This is a genomic window from Pseudomonas sp. HD57-3 (genome assembly GCF_056113135.1).
This window is the reverse complement of record NZ_CM148568.1, coordinates 3,211,497-3,229,505: the sequence shown is the minus strand read 5'-3', so window position 1 is coordinate 3,229,505 and position 18,009 is coordinate 3,211,497. Positions and strand designations below refer to the sequence as shown.

The following is an 18,009-nucleotide window of genomic DNA, read 5'->3' as shown; positions in this document are numbered from 1 at the left end:
GGCAGTCATGATTCAGAGGAGTGAACGTGTCCGGCGATCCCAAGCGTCATGCCGTCGACGCACAGACCTCGACCCCGTCCGCCATCCATCGCCTGCGGGTGCTGACGGTCAATACGCACAAGGGTTTCACCGCGCTCAATCGACGTTTCATCCTTCCGGAACTGCGTGAAGCGGTGCGCAGCACCTCGGCCGATCTGGTGTTTCTGCAGGAAGTGGTGGGCGAACACGAGCGGCATTCCAGCCGCTACAACGAATGGCCGCAAACCTCGCAGTACGAATTCCTTGCCGACAGCATGTGGAGCGATTTTGCCTACGGCCGCAATGCGGTGTACCCCGATGGCCATCACGGCAACGCCCTGTTGTCGAAATACCCGATCCGCGAATACCGCAACCTCGACGTCTCGATCACCGGCCCGGAACGGCGCGGGCTGTTGCACTGCGTCCTGGATGTGCCGGGGCATGCCGAAGTGCATGCCATCTGCGTGCACCTGAGCCTGCTCGAAAGCCATCGGCAATTGCAGTTGCAGCTGCTCTGCCAGTTGCTCGAATCGCTGCCGGACGATGCGCCGGTGATCATCGCCGGCGACTTCAATGACTGGCAGTTGCAGGGCAACGTCGCCCTCGCCCGCCGCGACTACCTGCACGAAGCCTTCGAACGTCATCACGGCCGCCCGGCCAAGACCTACCCCGCGCGGTTCCCGTTGCTGCGACTGGATCGGGTTTATCTGCGCAATGCCAGTAGCCACGACCCGCAGATCCTCGGCAACAAGCCCTGGACGCATCTCTCGGATCATTTGCCGCTGGCGGTTGAAGTGCATTTGTAGCGCGATACTGACAGCTGTCTTCACCCACAAAGCGCTGCGAAACCGATTGCCACATTCGGTTTCGCAGACCGACTGTCGGCTATAAAACGTCTCTGCCTTGCGGGTTTCACAGCCATTGGCTCTACAAACAAGCACTTAGATAAATGCGCAAAAACAGAAACTTGCATCATCTGTTTTGACCCGACCGCTCATCGTCCAATTTCTTGACGCAAGGGCTCGGGTCTTCTTAGCTCTACCTTACTACCCCCGGAAATACTACTCGGGGCGAACCTCAGGTCACTCGTCAAAACGAGCGGCCACGGGCTCGCCTCGCTCCATTCGGTCGCCCCTCGTTCGGGGTAGGAGAGACGCCAAGGCGAGATATCACATGCGCTAGCAAGGTAGAACTCCATGAAAACCTCACTCACCTCACAAGAGATCAAAGTCACGTTCTGCACCGTTTCAAGTTCTATCTTGCTGTGCTCGTCCATGGAGGCGCAGGCGGGTCCTGTGGCGGACGAGGCGACGCCCTGGTATCGCCAGGACATTCCCGTCATGACCCTCCCCGCCACGGTCGTGACCCCGGGCCCGCAACGGCTGAGCCCACAGCCGGATCTGCGCGGAACACATCTGATCACCGAAGACCTCGCGCCCTCGGCCTGGGATCAGCTTTACGGAGCGACCTCCCGCCAGGCACAAACCGACGTCCTCAGCCCGGGCTTCGCGATGCCCGGCACCGGCGACTTCAAGGGGCCCGCCGTACTGACCCTGAAAAGCAGCAGCGGCCACATCCAGCAGGTCGGCCTGATCGGCGGGGTCAATCAGATTCAGGGCAACAGCAACGGCCTGATCACCAGCCGCGCCCTCGCCGACCCGAACACCGACACCCTCAACCTGCAAGGCCAGAGCCTGGGCGCTTACTACAGCCTGATCGGCCCGCAGGGCTGGCACGTCGACCTGTCGGCCAGTGGCGGCCGGGTCAGCGGTTTCAGCCGTAACGAGCAAGGCGCACGCCTGGCCACCGAGGGCAGCGCAATGACGCTGTCGGTGGAAGGCGGATTCCCGATCGGTCTGGGTGAAAACTGGGTGGTTGAACCGCAAGCGCAATTGATCAACCAGCGCATCACCCTGGACACGCCCTACGCGGGCTCGGGCAATGCGTCCTCCAGCGACATTTCATCGTGGAGCGGCCGGGTCGGTGCACGCTTGAAAGGGAGCTACGATCTGAACGGCCTGCCGGTCGAACCCTACGTGCGCACGAACTTGTGGCACACGGTGTACACCGGCAACACGGTAACGCTGGATCAAGTGGACAAGATCAGCAGCAGCCGCAAATCCTCGACCGTTGAAGTCGGACTGGGGCTGGTGGCGCGAATGACGCCGAGCGTGAGCCTGTACGTCAGCGCCGATTACAGCAGCGACGTGGATGACAATGACCTGAACGGGTTGATTGGCAGCCTCGGCATTCGGATGCGGTGGTGAAGACAAGCCTCAGATGATCGTTCCCACGCTCCGCGTGGGAATGCAGCCCAGGACGCTCCGCGTCCCTTCCGGAGCTGGAACGCGGAGCGTCCCTAGAGGCATTCCCACGCGGAGCGTGGGAACGATCTACGTCGTGGCGATCCGTTACGCGCTTGGGCCTTCGGGTTTAAGGATCAACACCGCCAACGGCGGCAAATTCAGTTCCAGCGACAACGCCTGCCCATGGCTCGCCACCTCTTCGGTGAACGCCCCGCCGCCGTTGCCATAATTGGAACCGGCATAGGTGTCGGCATCACTGTTGAGCAATTCCTTCCAGCGCCCGGCAAACGGCACGCCCACCCGATACGACTGACGTGGCACCGGGGTAAAGTTGGCCACCACCAGCACCGGCGTTCCATCCTTGCTCCAGCGCAGCCATGCGTAAACGCTGTTGATCGCATCGTCACCGATCAACCACTGGAAGCCTTGCGGCGCATCGTCCTGCTCGTGCAGCGCCGGCTCTTCGCGGTAGAGCCGGTTGAGGTCGCCGACCAGTTTCTGCACGCCTTTGTGCTCCGAGTATTGCAGCAGATACCAATCGAGTTGCTGATCGTGATTCCACTCGCGCCACTGGCCGAACTCGCAGCCCATGAACAACAGCTTCTTGCCCGGATGGGTCCACATGAAGCTCAGATACGCCCGCAGGTTGGCGAACTTCTGCCAGCGGTCGCCGGGCATCTTGTCGATCAGCGAATGCTTGCCGTGCACCACTTCGTCGTGGGAAATCGGCAGGATGAAACGCTCGGACCAGGCGTAGACCAGACCGAAACTCAACTCGTTGTGGTGATGGGCGCGGTACACCGGATCCTGCTGGATGTAATGCAGCGAATCATGCATCCAGCCCATGTTCCATTTATAGGCAAACCCGAGACCGCCCTGCTGGGTGCTCTGGCTGACGCCCGGCCACGCCGTGGATTCCTCGGCGATCACCAGCGCGCCCGGTGCTTCCAGCTCCACTACATCGTTCAAGTGCCGCAGGAAGTCGATGGCTTCCAGGTTCTCGCGACCGCCATGGCGGTTCGGCACCCACTCGCCGGCCTTGCGCGAATAATCGCGATAGAGCATCGACGCCACCGCATCGACTCGCAGGCCATCGACGTGGAAATGCTTCAGCCAGTGCAGCGCCGACGCCAGCATGTAGCCGTGCACTTCGGTGCGGCCGAGGTTGTAGATCAGCGTGTCCCAATCCTGATGGAAGCCTTCCAGCGGGTTGCCATATTCGTACAGCGCCGTGCCGTCGAACTGCGCCAGACCGTGAGTATCGGTCGGGAAATGCGCCGGAACCCAGTCGAGAATCACCCCGATATCGGCCTGATGGCAGGCGTTGATGAACGCCGCGAATTCATCCGGCGTGCCGTAACGGGCGCTCGGGGCGAATTGCGACAGCAACTGATAACCCCAGGAACCGCCGAACGGGTGCTCCATGATCGGCATCAGTTCGATATGGGTGAAACCCAGTTCCTTCACATACGGAATCAAACGCTCGGCCAGCTCCGGCCAAGTGTACTGGCGCGCCACTTCACCGAGATCGTCGAGTTCGCATTGCCAGGATCCAGCGTGCAATTCATAGATCGACAGCGGCGCATTGTGTTGCTGGCGCTCGCGACGGCTGCTCATCCAGTCCTGATCCTGCCAGTCGATCTGCAACGGCGAGGCGACTTTCGACGCGGTGTCCGGCGGCAGGCTAGTGGCCAGCGCCATCGGGTCGGCCTTGAGCGGCAGGATGCCGTGGGCGCCGAGGATTTCGTACTTGTACAGCTCCCCCGCCTGCAAGCGCGGAATGAACAATTCCCACACGCCAGATGGATGCCGCAGGCGCATCGGATGCCGCCGGCCGTCCCAGACGTTGAAATCGCCGACCACCGACACCCGCCGGGCATTCGGCGCCCACACGGCAAAGCGCACACCGTCGACGCCATCGACGGTTTTCAGCTGCGCGCCGAGGCAGCTGCTGAGGTCGCGGTGATTGCCTTCGGCGAACAGATACAAGTCCATTTCACCGAGCAACTGACCAAAGCTGTAGGGATCTTCCGCGACCTGTTCACCACCGGCCCAGCGGGTGCGCAACAGGTACGGCCGTGAGCCTTCGAAATGCCCGACAAACAGCCCCGGCGTTTCGGTGGCCTCCAGCGGACCGAGCTCTTCGCCACTGTTTTTATCGACGACAGAAACACTCAACGCGCCGGGCAGATACGCCCGGATGAACTGCCCGCCGGCGCCATCGCCGTGGGGGCCAAGAATGGAAAACGGGTCGTGATGTTCTGCGCGCACCAAGGCATCAATGTCTTTTGCAGTGGGCAGCAATCTTTCTTTAGCGTGACCCTGTTCCCTGTTCGAGAAACTCATGACTACTCTCCACCAAGATCGGAAAAGGGTTTGAGCCCCGTCAATAACCCATACAGACCGTGCAGCGGCACGGGCAGCCAGGTGGGGCGATTTTCGGCTTCATAGGCCACTTCGTAGGCCGCTTTCTCCAGACCGAACAACGCCAGTGCGGCGTCGGCACCTTCAGGATCTTGCCAAGCATGATCAAGACTAGCTGCCGCTTGGCGATATGCCTGGAGAAATGCTTCCCGGGCTTCACGCAGGTAACGCTCGGTGACCCGCCGACGCGCGGCTTCGGCCTCGGGGCTGTTGTCGACGTTGTGCACATTCAGGGCCATGGCCGCTGCGTAATCGAAGGAACGCAGCACCCCGCTGACGTCCTTGTACGGACTGTGCTTGCCTCGGCGTTCGGCCAATGGCCGCGCCGGTTCGCCTTCGAAGTCGATCAGGTACGCGTCACCCTTGATCACCAGCACCTGCCCCAAATGCAGGTCGCCGTGCACGCGGATCCGCAGGCCGCCAGCGGATTGCTTCGCCAGTTCCTGCACGTGGGCAAGAATGGTTTTCTTGTTGTCGAGCAACCGAGCAACAAGCTTCTGATCCGCCGCGTCGAGCTCGCCCTGATGCTGCTTGAGCAACTTCAGCGCATGCTCGACCTGCGCCGCGACATCTTTGCCCGTCGCCTGAGCATCCTTGGCCGAACTGACCTGTGGCGCGAAGTCCTTGCTGTCGCTCGGCGCTGCCAGCACCTGATGCATTTCCCCCAGACGCTGGCCGAGCATGCCGGCGAAATCCTTCAGTTCACCCAGGGCGTTGTAGTGCTGCGCCTGCTCGGACACGGCGTCTGCCAGCTCGTCGCGCAGCGCCCGTTCGAGGTTGTTCTGCGTCCATTCCCAGGCATCGCCCTGATTGCTCAGATAACCCTGCGCAATCATCAGCAGGTTGTCTTCGCCCTTCCCGTCCCGGCGAATCACCGAACCGAGCAGCGGTGAGATATTGGCAAATCCGGCCGCGGTCAGGTAAGCGCTCATCTCCAGTTCCGGGTGTACGCCGGACGCGACTTTGCGGATCAGCTTGAGCACCAGACTGTTGCCGATCACCACCGAACTGTTGGATTGCTCGGCGGACAGATAGCGCACTTCGGATTCCGCACCGAGGCCGAGTTTTTCCAGTTGCGGCGTTGCCTCGAAACGGATCTCGCCCTCACTGGATTCCAGTACCGTCCCGCCCTGCATGCCTTCGAGCACCGCGCGAATAAACGCTTCAAGACTGAAGGCGTCGGTAATCAACCCGACCTGACGCACTCGACGCACTCGGGCCAAGGCCAGTTGTTGCGGCAACGCCGGCCCGACCTGATCTTCGGCAATGAAGCCGAACGGCAATTGATAACGGCTGGTCTGCCCGCCGCTCTGCACTTCGATTTCGCTGAACAGCACCGGATGCTGCGCGTCGCCGAAGCGCACGCCATAAGCCAGTTTGACCTGATCGATGGCGGCGTCCTTGCCGGCGAACCAGCGGCGGTTTTGCAGCCAGCTCGGCAGGATCGCCTGTTCGAGGGTGGCCCGGGAAGGCGCTTCGAGCAGTTCTTCCATGCGCTTTTTCAGCACCAGCGTGGTGAAGTCCGGCAGGCTCTGCGCCGGCTCAACGTGCCAGCTCGGCATCTGGTTTTCCGCCGCCAGACCGAACCAGTAGAAACCGTAAGGCGGCAGGGTCAGCAGGAAACTCAACTGGCCGATGGGCGGGAACGCGTTACCGCCGAGCATTTCCACCGGCACCATGCCGACGTAGGCCGACAGGTCGAGCTCCACCGCTTGCGCGCTGCGCGACACGTTGGCCACGCACAGGATAGTTTCGTGCTTGCCGTCCGGTCCGGTGTATTCGCGGGTGTAGGCCAGCACGCGACGGTTGGCCGGCGACAGCATCTTCAGCGTGCCGCGACCGAACGCCTTGGATTGCTTGCGCACGGTCAGCAGGCGCCGGGTCCAGTTCAGCAGCGAATGCGGATCGCCGGCCTGGGTTTCGACGTTGACCGACTGATAGCCGTACTGCGGATCCATGATCGGCGGCAGCACCAGACTGGCCGGATCGGCGCGGGAGAATCCGCCGTTGCGATCGATCGACCATTGCATCGGGGTGCGCACGCCGTCGCGGTCGCCGAGGTAGATGTTGTCGCCCATGCCAATTTCATCGCCGTAATACAGAGTCGGCGTGCCGGGCATCGACAGCAGCAGGCTGTTTAGCAGCTCGATACGACGGCGATCGCGCTCCATCAACGGCGCCAGACGCCGGCGAATGCCGAGGTTGATCCGGGCGCGGCGGTCAGCGGCGTAGTAGTTCCACAGGTAGTCGCGCTCCTTGTCGGTGACCATTTCCAGCGTCAGCTCATCGTGGTTGCGCAGGAAGATCGCCCATTGGCAATTGGCCGGGATCTCCGGAGTCTGGCGCAGGATGTCGGTGATCGGGAAGCGATCTTCCTGGGCCAGCGCCATGTACATGCGCGGCATCAGCGGAAAGTGGAACGCCATGTGGCATTCATCGCCATTCACACCCTCGGCGTCGGTGTCGCCGAAGTACAGCTGGGTGTCTTCCGGCCATTGGTTGGCTTCGGCGAGCAGCATGCGATCCGGGTAGTTGGCGTCGATCTCGGCGCGGATCTGCTTGAGGACGTCATGGGTTTCCGGAAGGTTTTCGTTGTTGGTGCCGTCACGTTCGATCAGGTACGGAATCGCATCCAGGCGCAGGCCGTCGATACCCATGTCCAGCCAGTAGCGCATCACCGACAGCACGGCTTTCATGACTTGCGGGTTGTCGAAGTTCAGATCTGGCTGGTGCGAATAGAAGCGGTGCCAGAAGTACTGGCCGGCAACCGGGTCCCAGGTCCAGTTGGATTTTTCGGTGTCGAGGAAAATGATCCGGGTGCCGTCGTATTTCTGGTCGTCATCCGACCACACATAGAAGTCCCGCGCCGCCGAACCGGGCTTGGCCTTGCGCGCACGCTGGAACCACGGGTGCTGATCCGAGGTGTGGTTGATCACCAGCTCGGTAATCACCCGCAACCCGCGTTTATGCGCCTCGGCAATAAACCGCTTGGCATCGGCCATCGTCCCGTAATCGCTGTGCACGCCACGGTATTCGGCGATGTCGTAACCGTCGTCGCGACGTGGCGAGGGGTAGAACGGCAATAGCCAGATAGTGTTGACGCCGAGTTCGGCGATGTAATCGAGTTTGGCGATCAGGCCGGGAAAGTCGCCGATCCCGTCGTTGTTGGAGTCGAAAAAGGATTTGACGTGAACTTGATAGATAACCGCGTCCTTGTACCAGAGCGGATCCTTGATGAAGGTGGCTGCCTTGGGTTTCTTCGCCATGTGAAACTCCTGTTCAATTCGTTGAAGCCAAACCTGCTACTGATCGTTCCCACGCTCCGCGTGGGAATGCATACCGGGACGCTCTGCGTCCCAAAGGCGGACGCAGAGCGTCCATGGCGGCATTCCCACGCAGAGCGTGGGAACGATCAAGGGGAAGTAATGCGCCAGATCCCGAACGGCTGATAAGCCGGGTCGATCCGCATGAACTGGTACTTGCCGTGCCAGTCCCAGCGATGGCCGTTCATCAGGTCTTCGCCGTGGGTGGTGGCATCGTCCGGCAGGCCCATTTCCCACAGCGGCAGCTCGAAATTCGCCTCCTGCACGTTATGCGGATCGAGGCTGACGGCCACCAGAATGAAGTTGCTGCCGTCCGCACTGCGCTTGCCGAAATACAGAATGTTGTCGTTCCAGGCGTTGTAGATCTTCAGGCCCAGATGGCTGTGCAGCGCCGAGTTCTGGCGGCGGATGCGGTTGAGCTGGGCGATCTCGGCAATGATGTTGCCGGGCTGGTTGAAGTCGCGGACGCGGATCTCGTACTTCTCGGAATCGAGGTATTCCTCCTTGCCCGGCACCGGCGCCGATTCGCACAGTTCGAACCCCGAATACATGCCCCACAGGCCCGAGCCCATGGTCGCCAGCGCCGCGCGGATGAGAAATCCGGGACGCCCCGATTCATGCAGGAACGCCGGGTTGATGTCCGGGGTGTTGACGAAGAAATTCGGCCGGTAGCACTCGCGCCACGGCGATTCATTGAGTTCGCTGAAGTAAGTCGCCAGTTCAGCCTTGGTGTTGCGCCAGGTGAAATAGGTGTAGCTCTGGGTGTAACCGACCTTGCCCAGCCGCGCCATCATCGCCGGGGTGGTAAACGCTTCGGCGAGGAAGATCACTTCCGGGTAAAGCGTGCGCACATCGGCGATCAGCCATTGCCAGAACGGCAGCGGCTTGGTGTGCGGGTTGTCGACGCGAAAGATCTTCACGCCCTCCTGCACCCAACCGACCACGATGTCGCGCAGCTCGACCCACAGGCTCGGAATCGCTTCCGGCGCATAGAAGTCGACGTTGACGATGTCCTGGTATTTCTTCGGCGGGTTCTCCGCGTATTTGATCGTGCCGTCCGGCCGCCAGTTGAACCAGCCAGGATGCTGCTTGAGCCACGGGTGATCCTGGGAACACTGGATCGCGAAGTCGAGGGCGATTTCCAGACCATGGTCAGCGGCAGCAGCCACCAGCCGGCGGAAGTCATCGCGGGTGCCAAGTTGCGAGTGAATCGCTTCGTGGCCGCCCTCCTCGCTGCCGATCGCATATGGGCTGCCGGGATCATCCGGGCCGGCGGTCAGGGAATTGTTGCGGCCCTTGCGATGGCTGCGGCCAATCGGGTGGATCGGCGTGAAGTACAACACGTCAAAACCCATGTCCTGAATCATCGGCAGGCGCGAGTGCACGTCATTGAAAGTGCCGTGGCGGGCGGGATCGTCGGTGATCGAGCGGGGAAACAGTTCGTACCAACTGGCGAATTCCGCCAGTTCGCGCTCGACGTCCACCGGGAATTCCGGGCTGAGGCTCAGGTAGGCGCGGTGATCGGCTTCGGCCATCAGTTGCGCACTGCGCGAGTGCAGAAACAACGCGACCTGCTCGGTTTCGAGCAGGCCGGACAATTCGTGGTGCAAGCCGGCCAGTTGTTCGCTGAGCTGACCTTCGCTGCGCTCGGCGGCCTGTTGCACCATGGTGCGCCCCTCTTGCAGCTCGAGGCTGACCGGGACGGCGGCGGTGTGCTTTTTCTCCAGTTCGTACTGAAAACTGGCGAACTGGTCGATCCACGCCTCGATCAGGAACAGATAGCGGCCCATGCGCTGCGGCTGAAACACCCCGCGCCAGCCGTTGTTGCCCTGATCGCTCATGACTTCGGTCTGCCAGGTCTCATCGCCCTCTTCGCGCCAGCGGATGCGCACCGCCAGCTTGTCGTGACCGTCGGCGAACACCTTGCTGGTGACCACTATTTCCCGGCCGGCAATTGCCTTGACGGCAAACTGTCCGCCGTCGAGGGTCGGTGCGGTGTTTTCGATGACGATGCGCGGCAGCAGCAAGGCCTGCGACAACGGCATGTGCGGGTTGTAGCTCAGTTCGGAGGGTTTTTCAGCAGTCATTGAGCATCTCTCCTTAACGCCCCAAGGACGCTCGTTTGCCTGTTTGGCGGTCACGACCGGGCCTGCGCCCGGCGATGAACTCTCTCAGTTTCCGAGCGACCGTTGCCGGGAAAAGTTCACAGGGATTTGCCCCGCCACAAAATCGGATCGATTTCGCAGTGAAGTGGTCAACCCACTTAAGCACTTCCCACGCCAAGTGCCACACGGAGGTTCAACCGATGACTATTCCGATTCCCGCTGAAACACCCGATCCGAACATCGATAAACCGACGCTGCCCGAGACCGAGCCGCAGCCGATCCCTGAGCAGGAACCGCCTGGCACCACGCCACCACCCAAGGAGGAACCGCCGACGACCATGCCGCCGGTGATTGTCTGATCAGCGTGGGTCGTTGTGGTCCTTCTCGATGCGATCCTTATCCAGATGATCGTTTTCGAAGACTCTGACGATCCTCGGCATCACGCTGAAAATCCCCAACGCCAACAACGTACTGAGCACCGCCGTCGCTTCGCGTCCCAGACCGGCCGCGACGCCGATGGCGGCGGTCATCCATAAACCGGCGGCGGTGGTCAGGCCCTTGACGTGGCCTTCGTCACCTTCGTGATTTTTCAGGATGGTGCCGGCGCCGAGAAAACCGATCCCGGCAATCACCCCCTGCACCACCCGGCTCATCGCGTCGGCCTGGGAACCGGACAATTGCGGTACCAGCACGAACAACGCCGCGCCGAGCGCCACCAGCATGTGCGTTCGCACCCCGGCGGCCTTGCCTTTGTGTTCACGCTCGAACCCGAGAATCCCGCCCAATATCGCTGCCATCAGCAGGCGCACGGTGATCCGCGTCAGCTGCGATGCATCGCCGATGTCCGCGAATTCGGCTTGCAGGGTTTCCCACACTTCATGCCACCAGGCGTTCATCGTGCAGTCCTTGTGAAGGGGTTATAGAAGGTGGACAGCGGCGACCATTAATCGGTTGCGTAGAACGATCTGCTAAATCGCGCACCCTAACTGTTCAGATCCCCTGTGAAAAAGGACAGCCCAATGCCCCTTCGTATCGATGAAAGCAATCCGGAATCGAAAGTCTGTTTTTTCACCGTGGAAAATGGTGAAGAGATTCGGATCTGCGACACGCTGGAAGTCAGGACAGATAGCGAAAAAGCCATGTCGTTCGTCGAAGTGGAAGGACGGCGCATCTACGTCACCGAAGCGGAAGCTGATGCATTGACCGTCGCAGGCGCCCGGGATGGACGCAAACACCTGAAGGCCGACGACAGTGATTCGGTGATTTGACTGACCTCGATCAACAAGCGGCGCAGGCGTCTGGGATAGGCATCTGCGCCTTGGCCTGCGGGCTGCTTCAAGTTGTCGCAGGCATTGCTTTAAAACTCATCTGATACGCTTTTTATTGAAATACCTGAGTCTGTTATGCAAACAGATCGGCGCTCATAGTTCCCTGGCCTGATGGAGGCTGATGAGCGAACGACCATGAGCGAACGAATCCCCGTCCGAACCGTAGAAGCATCTCCCCAGATAAAAAAAGTACCGGCGCGCCCAATGAAGGCGAAACACGCCACCAGCGACAACCAGATTTTCACCCGCAGCTTCACCGGCCTGTTCCGCACCTTGCGTATGAGCGGCGCGGGGTTTCTGTTCCTGTTGTTTTTCGGCACGGTGTGGCTGAACTGGGGCGGGCGTCAGGCGGTGCTCTGGGACCTTTCCGAAAGCAAGTTCCACATCTTTGGCGCGACCTTCTGGCCGCAGGATTTCATTCTGCTGTCGGCGCTGCTGATCATCGCCGCGTTCGGCCTGTTCGCGATTACCGTGTTCGCCGGCCGGGTCTGGTGTGGCTACACCTGCCCGCAGAGTTCGTGGACGTGGATCTTCATGTGGTGCGAGAAGATCACCGAAGGCGAGCGTAATCAGCGGATCAAGCTGCAAGCGGCGCCGTGGAGCCTGAACAAACTGGCACGGCGTGCGGCCAAGCATACGCTGTGGCTGGCGATCAGCGTGCTGACCGGGCTGACCTTCGTCGGCTATTTCACCCCGATCCGGCCGCTGGCCGAAGAACTGCTGACCTTGCAGATCGGTGGCGTCAGCCTGTTCTGGGTGCTGTTTTTCACCGCCGCCACCTACATCAATGCCGGTTGGCTGCGCGAAGCGGTGTGCATGCACATGTGCCCTTATGCGCGGTTCCAGAGCGTAATGTTCGACAAAGACACGCTGGCGATTTCCTACGACGTGGCCCGTGGCGAAAACCGTGGCCCGCGCAAACGCGAGGTGAAACCGGCCGAAGCCGGACTCGGCGATTGCATCGACTGCCAGTTGTGCGTGCAGGTCTGCCCGACCGGCATCGACATCCGCGACGGCCTGCAAATGGAGTGTATCGGCTGCGCGGCGTGCATCGACGCCTGCGACTCGATCATGGACAAGATGAATTACGCCCGAGGCCTGATTCGCTATACCTCCGAGCGTGAGTTGCAGGGCGGCAAGACGCATCTGCTGCGCCCGAGATTGATTGGCTACGTCGCGGTGCTGGTGGTGATGATCGGCGCCCTCGCCCTCGCGTTGGTCGAGCGACCGATGGTGTCGCTGGACGTGACCAAGGACCGTGGCCTGTTCCGTGAAAACGGTCAGGGCCAGATCGAAAACATCTACACCCTCAAGGTCATCAACAAGACCCAGCAGCGCCAGGACTACAACCTGACGTTGGTCGATGGTGAAGGTTTCCAGCTGCAAGGCAAGACCGAACTGAGCCTGGCACCTGGCGAGATCGTCGATGTGCCGGTGTCGGTGGCGATGACCACGGAACGCCCGGCCAGCAGCTCGCAGACCTTGAGCTTCAAGATTGCCGACAGTGATGAGCCAGAGATTTATAGCGTGGCGAAGAGCCGGTTTGTTGCGCCGATGAATCGCTGATCCCTTAGACTGCGGCGCAGCCATTCGCGAGCAAGCTCACTCCCACAGGGGAATGCGGTCAACTGTGGGAGCGAGCTTGCTCGCGAATGAAGGCGAAACGGTCTTTCAGAATGAAATCAATCCGGACCCAAGATGAAACGCTACGAAAAATTCGCCGACGACATCGCTGAACTGATCCGCTCCGGCGTCCTCGGCCCCGGTCAGCGGGTGCCGTCGGTGCGCTACGCAAGCCAGACTTACGGCGTCAGCCCGTCCACGGTATTCCAGGCCTATTACCTGCTGGAACGCCGAGGCCTGATCCGCGCCCGTCCGCGTTCCGGCTACTTCGTCAACACCCACGCCCCGAGCCCGTTTTCGGAGCCGGTGATCAGCAGCCAGGTCAACGAGTCCACCAAGGTCGACGTCAGCGAACTGGTGTTCTCTGTGCTCGAGTCGATCAAGGACCCGAGCACCGTGCCGTTCGGCTCGGCGTTCCCCAGCCCGACCCTGTTCCCGCTGCAACGCCTGTCCCGTTCACTGGCCAGCGCCGCCCGGGAAATGGACCCGCGCATGGTGGTCACCGACATGTCGCCGGGCAATCCGCAACTGCGGCGGCAGATCGCGCTGCGCTACATGGTCGGCGGGCTGATGCTGCCGATGGAAGAACTGCTGATCACCAACGGCGCCCTCGAAGCGCTGAACTTGTGCCTGCAAGCGGTCACCGAACCCGGCGATCTGGTGGCCATCGAAGCCCCGGCGTTTTACGCCAGCCTGCAAGTGCTCGAACGCTTGAAGCTCAAAGCCGTGGAAATTCCCGTGCACCCGCGCGACGGCATCGACCTCGGCGTACTCGCCCAGACACTCGAGCGGCACCCGATCAAGGCCTGCTGGTGCATGACCAGTTTCCAGAACCCGATGGGCGCGACCATGCCCGAGGCCAAGAAACAGGAACTGGTGGAACTGCTGAAACAGCATCAGGTGCCGCTGATCGAAGACGACGTCTACGCCGAGCTCTATTACGGTCAGCAAGCGCCGAAGCCGGCCAAGGCCTTCGACACCGAAGGTCTGGTGATGCACTGCGGCTCGTTCGCCAAAAGCCTGGCCCCTGGCTACCGCATCGGCTGGGTCGCCGCCGGCCGCTACGCGCAAAAGATCGAACGACTGAAACTGATGACCTCGCTGTGCGCCTCAATGCCCGCGCAAGCAGCCATCGCCGACTACCTGCAACACGGCGGCTACGACCGTCACCTGCGCAAACTGCGCTACGCCCTCGAAGAACAGCAAAGCGCCATGCTCGCCGCCATCGCCCGCTACTTCCCGGCGCAGACGCGCGTGAGCCAACCGGCGGGCGGCTACTTCCTGTGGCTGGAACTGCCACCGCAGATGGACTCGTTGAAGTTGTTTCAGATGGCGTTGGCGCAGGGGATCAGCATTGCGCCGGGGCCGATTTTTTCGCCGACACAGCGATTCAGGAATTGCATTCGATTGAACTACGGCAGCCCGTGGACCGAGGACGCGGAGAAAGCAATGGAGACGTTGGGGCGGATTGTGCGGTCGTTCTGAAAGACCGCTGATCGTTCCCACACAACCAGTTCAACGCCTAGACGATGATCGTTCCCACGCTCCGCGTGGGAATGCCTCAAGGGACGCTCCGCGTTCCAGCTTTGGAAGGGACGCGGAGCGTCCCGGGCTGCATTCCCACGCGGAGCGTGGGAACGATCATAGAGGTTTAACGGCCGCCACCAAGATCGACGAAAGTCCCCGTCGCATACGAAGCCTTGTCCGACAGCAACCACACAATCGCCTCTGCCACCTCATCCGGCCGCCCGCCCCGGGCCATCGGGATTGCCGACTCCAGCTTGCTGACCCGGTCCGGGTCGCCGCTTAACGCGTGGAAGTCGGTATAGATGTAACCCGGACGCACCGCATTCACCCGAATCCCCTCGCCCGCCACTTCCTTGGACAGGCCGATGGTGAACGTATCCAGCGCGCCTTTGGACGCTGCGTAATCGACGTACTCATTGGGCGAGCCCAGCCGCGCAGCAACCGAGGAGACGTTGACGATGCTGCCACCCTGCCCGCCATGTTTTGGCGACATGCGCAGGATTGCGTGCTTGGCGCAAAGGATCGGCGCCAGTACGTTGGTTTTCATGATTTTGAGGATGCGGAATTCGGACATTTCGTCGACCCGGGATTTCTGTCCCACGGTGCCGGCGTTGTTGACCAGGGCGGTGACCCGGCCCAGTTCGCTGTCGACCCGATTGAACAGCGCGATCACTTCGTCTTCGATACTGACATCGGCACGGACCGCAATGGCCGTGGCGCCGCGTTCACGCACCTGATCGAGCACGTGGTGAGCGGCCTGTTCGTCCGTCTGGTAATTGATGCAGATCCGGTAGCCTTGCTCGGCAGCCAACAACGCAGTGGCGGCGCCGATTCCACGACCGCCGCCGGTGATCACAATGACTTTATCCATGCTGGCCTTTCCCCCGATGCACACGTAACAGTCGGGGCAAGAATAACCGTCATTGCAGGGTTTTGCATGACCTGCGATTAGTGACTCAGTTCACCGCCAATGGTTTGCCGCGCACGATGTTCTGCAGGAAGCGATCCGCCGGCATCGGGTGACCGAGCAGATAACCTTGCAGCGAATCGCAGCCCAGTTGCGTGAGGAAATCCTGCTGCGAATCGGTCTCCACACCTTCAGCCACGATGCGCAGCCCCAGCGCCTGACCGAGGGCCACGATCGCCGAGACGATGGCCGCGTCATCGCTGTCGTGTTCCAGATCGCGGACGAAACCGCGGTCGATCTTCAGCTCGTTGGCCGGCAGACGCTTGAGGTACATCAGGCTCGAGTAACCGGTGCCGAAGTCGTCGATAGACAGGTCGACGCCCATGTCGGACAGCTCCTGCAACACCGTCATGCTCGCATCGGCGTCGCTCATGGCGGTGGTTTCGGTGATTTCCAGGGTCAGGCTGTTGGCCGGCAGATGGTGGGTGGCCAGCGCCTTGGCCACGCTGCGCACCAGTCCTGAATGGCAGAACTGCAACGCCGACAGGTTCACCGCGATCCGCCAGTCGGTGTAACCCAGCACGTACCATTCGCGCATCTGCCGGCAGGCTTCGTTGAGCACCCATTCGCCGATCGGAATGATCAGCCCGGTCTTCTCCGCCAGATCGATGAACTTGTCCGGCATCAGCATGCCGTGGGTCGGGTGTTCCCAGCGCAACAGCGCCTCGGCACCGACCGGGCGACCGTCGGCCGCATGGAATTTGGGTTGGTAATGCAGGCTGAACTCGCCGTGTTCCAGCGCCGCGCGCAAGTCCTGCAACAATTGCAGTTGCTTGCGCGCGTTGCTGTTCATCGAGGCGTCGAAGAAGCTGTAGCCGTTTTTGCCGCCGCCCTTGGCGTGGTACATCGCGGCGTCGGCGTTCATCAGCAGTTCCTGGGCGCTCTGGCCGTTGCCCGGGTACAGGGCGATGCCGACGCTGGCGGAAATCTGCAGCTCATGTTCGGCGACCCGGAACGACTGCGCGATCAGGCCGACCTGACGCGCCGCCAGGCTCAATGCATCGTTGGGCTCGGTCAGGCGCACCAGCAGGACAAACTCATCGCCGCCGATCCGCGCCAGCGTGTCGAGACTGCGCAAATCTTCACGCAGGCGTATCCCCACTTCGCGCAGCAACTGGTCGCCCATGTGGTGACCGAAGGCGTCGTTGACTGGCTTGAAGCCGTCCAGATCGATGAACATCAGCGCAAAACAACCGCCCTGCTCGTTGACCTTTTTCATCGCCTGATTGATCCGGTCGTCCAGCAGCATGCGGTTCGGCAGGCCGGTCAGGGTGTCGTGCAAAGCCAGTTGAGTCAGTTCGCGGTTGGCCACGGTCAACGAATGGGCCAGATCCGCCGTGCGGGCTTCGAGGCGCGCGTCGAGAATCGAGGTCAGCAGCGCGATGGCCAGCACCGCCAGCGTGGTGATCAGCACTAGATTGTCGAGGCCATTACCGTTCAGGCCGCTCAGTGCCGCGCCACAGAAACTGCCCTCGGGAAACCGCGCTGCCGCCATGCCGGTGTAGTGCATGCCGACAATCGCCACGCCCATGACAATCGCCGCCCCGGCACGGAAAAGCCGAACGTAAGGCGACTGCTGACGCAATCGGAAGGCGATCCATAACGCTGCCGCCGAAGCGCCCACAGCGATCAACAAGGAGGCGCCGAACAGTGTCGGATCGTAGTCGATGCCCGGCTGCATGCGCATCGCGGCCATGCCGGTGTAGTGCATGGCGCTGATGCCGGCGCCCATGATCAGCGCGCCAAAGGCCAGTTGCCAGGCCGGCAGTTTCGGCTGGCTGACCAGCCACAGCGCAAAACCGCAGGACAGCACGGCGATCAGCAATGAGAGCGCCGTGATTGAAATGTCGTAACCGAGGCTGATCGGCAGCTTGAACGCCAGCATGCCAATGAAGTGCATCGACCAGACGCCGATGCCCATGGCAAACGCCCCGCCGGCCGTCCATAAATGCACGGCGCGGCCCTTGGCAGTGGCAATGCGCCCGGTGAGATCGAGCGCGGTGTAGGAAGCGAGGATCGCCACACACAGCGAAATGAAAACCAGCGTGAAGGAATAGCTACCGATGAGCATGAGAATTCTCGTGACCACCCCGCCGTACTGCGTCCGTTCTCAGCGGGGCCAAATGCGCCGATTGTACTGATTGCACAGAAGAACGCACTGACAAAGTAATCAAATGGCCATCAACCCGATGAAACGCTTGTTTGATCGTCTGACAGGGCTCTAATTCAGGGTCTTGAGAAGCTCGTCCGCCTCGCCGGCAGATCGTTCCCACGCTCTGCGTGGGAACGCCTCAACGGACGCTCTGCGTCCTGCCGTGGAAGGGACGCGGAGCGTCCCGGGCTGCATTCCCACGCGGAGCGTGGGAACGATCAACGTGAGAACGACCG

General features: G+C 61.4%; 12 protein-coding genes. 6 read left to right on the top strand and 6 right to left on the bottom strand.

Annotated features, from left to right (window positions below):
* Positions 1-26: 26 nt before the first annotated feature.
* Positions 27-824, top strand: coding sequence for an endonuclease/exonuclease/phosphatase family protein (locus AC0R79_RS14505; protein WP_474735034.1), 798 nt, complete (start codon positions 27-29; stop codon positions 822-824).
* A 390-nt stretch (positions 825-1,214) separates the two neighbouring features.
* Positions 1,215-2,285 (top strand): autotransporter outer membrane beta-barrel domain-containing protein, encoded by a 1,071-nt coding sequence (locus tag AC0R79_RS14500; RefSeq protein WP_474735032.1) that lies wholly within the window; start codon positions 1,215-1,217, stop codon positions 2,283-2,285.
* Positions 2,286-2,429: 144 nt separating this feature from the next.
* Here the strand turns inward: AC0R79_RS14500 and glgB are convergent, their stop codons facing one another.
* From glgB to AC0R79_RS14485, 3 genes are all read right to left on the bottom strand, one after another.
* Entirely contained in the window at positions 2,430-4,670 is a 2,241-nt protein-coding gene (gene glgB, locus AC0R79_RS14495) for a 1,4-alpha-glucan branching protein GlgB (protein WP_474735031.1), read from the bottom strand.
* 2 nt (positions 4,671-4,672) lie between these two features.
* Positions 4,673-8,014 carry a maltose alpha-D-glucosyltransferase gene (gene treS / locus AC0R79_RS14490; RefSeq protein WP_474735029.1) on the bottom strand — a complete coding sequence of 1,114 codons (3,342 nt, stop codon included), beginning with the start codon at positions 8,012-8,014 and terminating at the stop codon, positions 4,673-4,675.
* A 146-nt stretch (positions 8,015-8,160) separates the two neighbouring features.
* Positions 8,161-10,158, bottom strand: coding sequence for an alpha-1,4-glucan--maltose-1-phosphate maltosyltransferase (locus tag AC0R79_RS14485; protein WP_474735027.1), 1,998 nt, complete (start codon positions 10,156-10,158; stop codon positions 8,161-8,163).
* A gap of 218 nt (positions 10,159-10,376) precedes the next feature.
* Here AC0R79_RS14485 and AC0R79_RS14480 point away from each other — a divergent pair, with 218 nt between their 5' ends.
* Positions 10,377-10,535, top strand: a complete 159-nt coding sequence (locus AC0R79_RS14480) for a hypothetical protein (protein ID WP_165369575.1) — start codon at positions 10,377-10,379, stop codon at positions 10,533-10,535.
* Here AC0R79_RS14480 and AC0R79_RS14475 read toward each other — a convergent pair whose 3' ends face one another.
* Positions 10,536-11,072, bottom strand: a complete 537-nt coding sequence (locus AC0R79_RS14475) for an MgtC/SapB family protein (protein ID WP_127798000.1) — start codon at positions 11,070-11,072, stop codon at positions 10,536-10,538.
* A 123-nt stretch (positions 11,073-11,195) separates the two neighbouring features.
* Between AC0R79_RS14475 and AC0R79_RS14470 the strand changes: the two genes are divergently transcribed.
* From AC0R79_RS14470 to mapR, 3 genes are all read left to right on the top strand, one after another.
* The gene (locus tag AC0R79_RS14470) at positions 11,196-11,444 is read left to right on the top strand and encodes a DUF3203 family protein (protein WP_007952135.1); all 249 of its coding nucleotides are present in this window, start codon (positions 11,196-11,198) and stop codon (positions 11,442-11,444) included.
* A gap of 195 nt (positions 11,445-11,639) precedes the next feature.
* Positions 11,640-13,070, top strand: coding sequence for a cytochrome c oxidase accessory protein CcoG (gene ccoG / locus AC0R79_RS14465; protein ID WP_433899771.1), 1,431 nt, complete (start codon positions 11,640-11,642; stop codon positions 13,068-13,070).
* 132 nt (positions 13,071-13,202) lie between these two features.
* Positions 13,203-14,612 (top strand): GntR family transcriptional regulator MpaR, encoded by a 1,410-nt coding sequence (gene mapR, locus AC0R79_RS14460; protein WP_039772397.1) that lies wholly within the window; start codon positions 13,203-13,205, stop codon positions 14,610-14,612.
* A 166-nt stretch (positions 14,613-14,778) separates the two neighbouring features.
* Here mapR and AC0R79_RS14455 read toward each other — a convergent pair whose 3' ends face one another.
* Positions 14,779-15,525, bottom strand: a complete 747-nt coding sequence (locus AC0R79_RS14455; protein ID WP_007955033.1) for an SDR family oxidoreductase — start codon at positions 15,523-15,525, stop codon at positions 14,779-14,781.
* Between the two features lie 85 nt (positions 15,526-15,610).
* On the bottom strand, positions 15,611-17,692 hold the full coding sequence (locus tag AC0R79_RS14450; RefSeq protein ID WP_474735024.1) for a putative bifunctional diguanylate cyclase/phosphodiesterase: 2,082 nt from the start codon (positions 17,690-17,692) through the stop codon (positions 15,611-15,613).
* Positions 17,693-18,009: the final 317 nt, after the last annotated feature.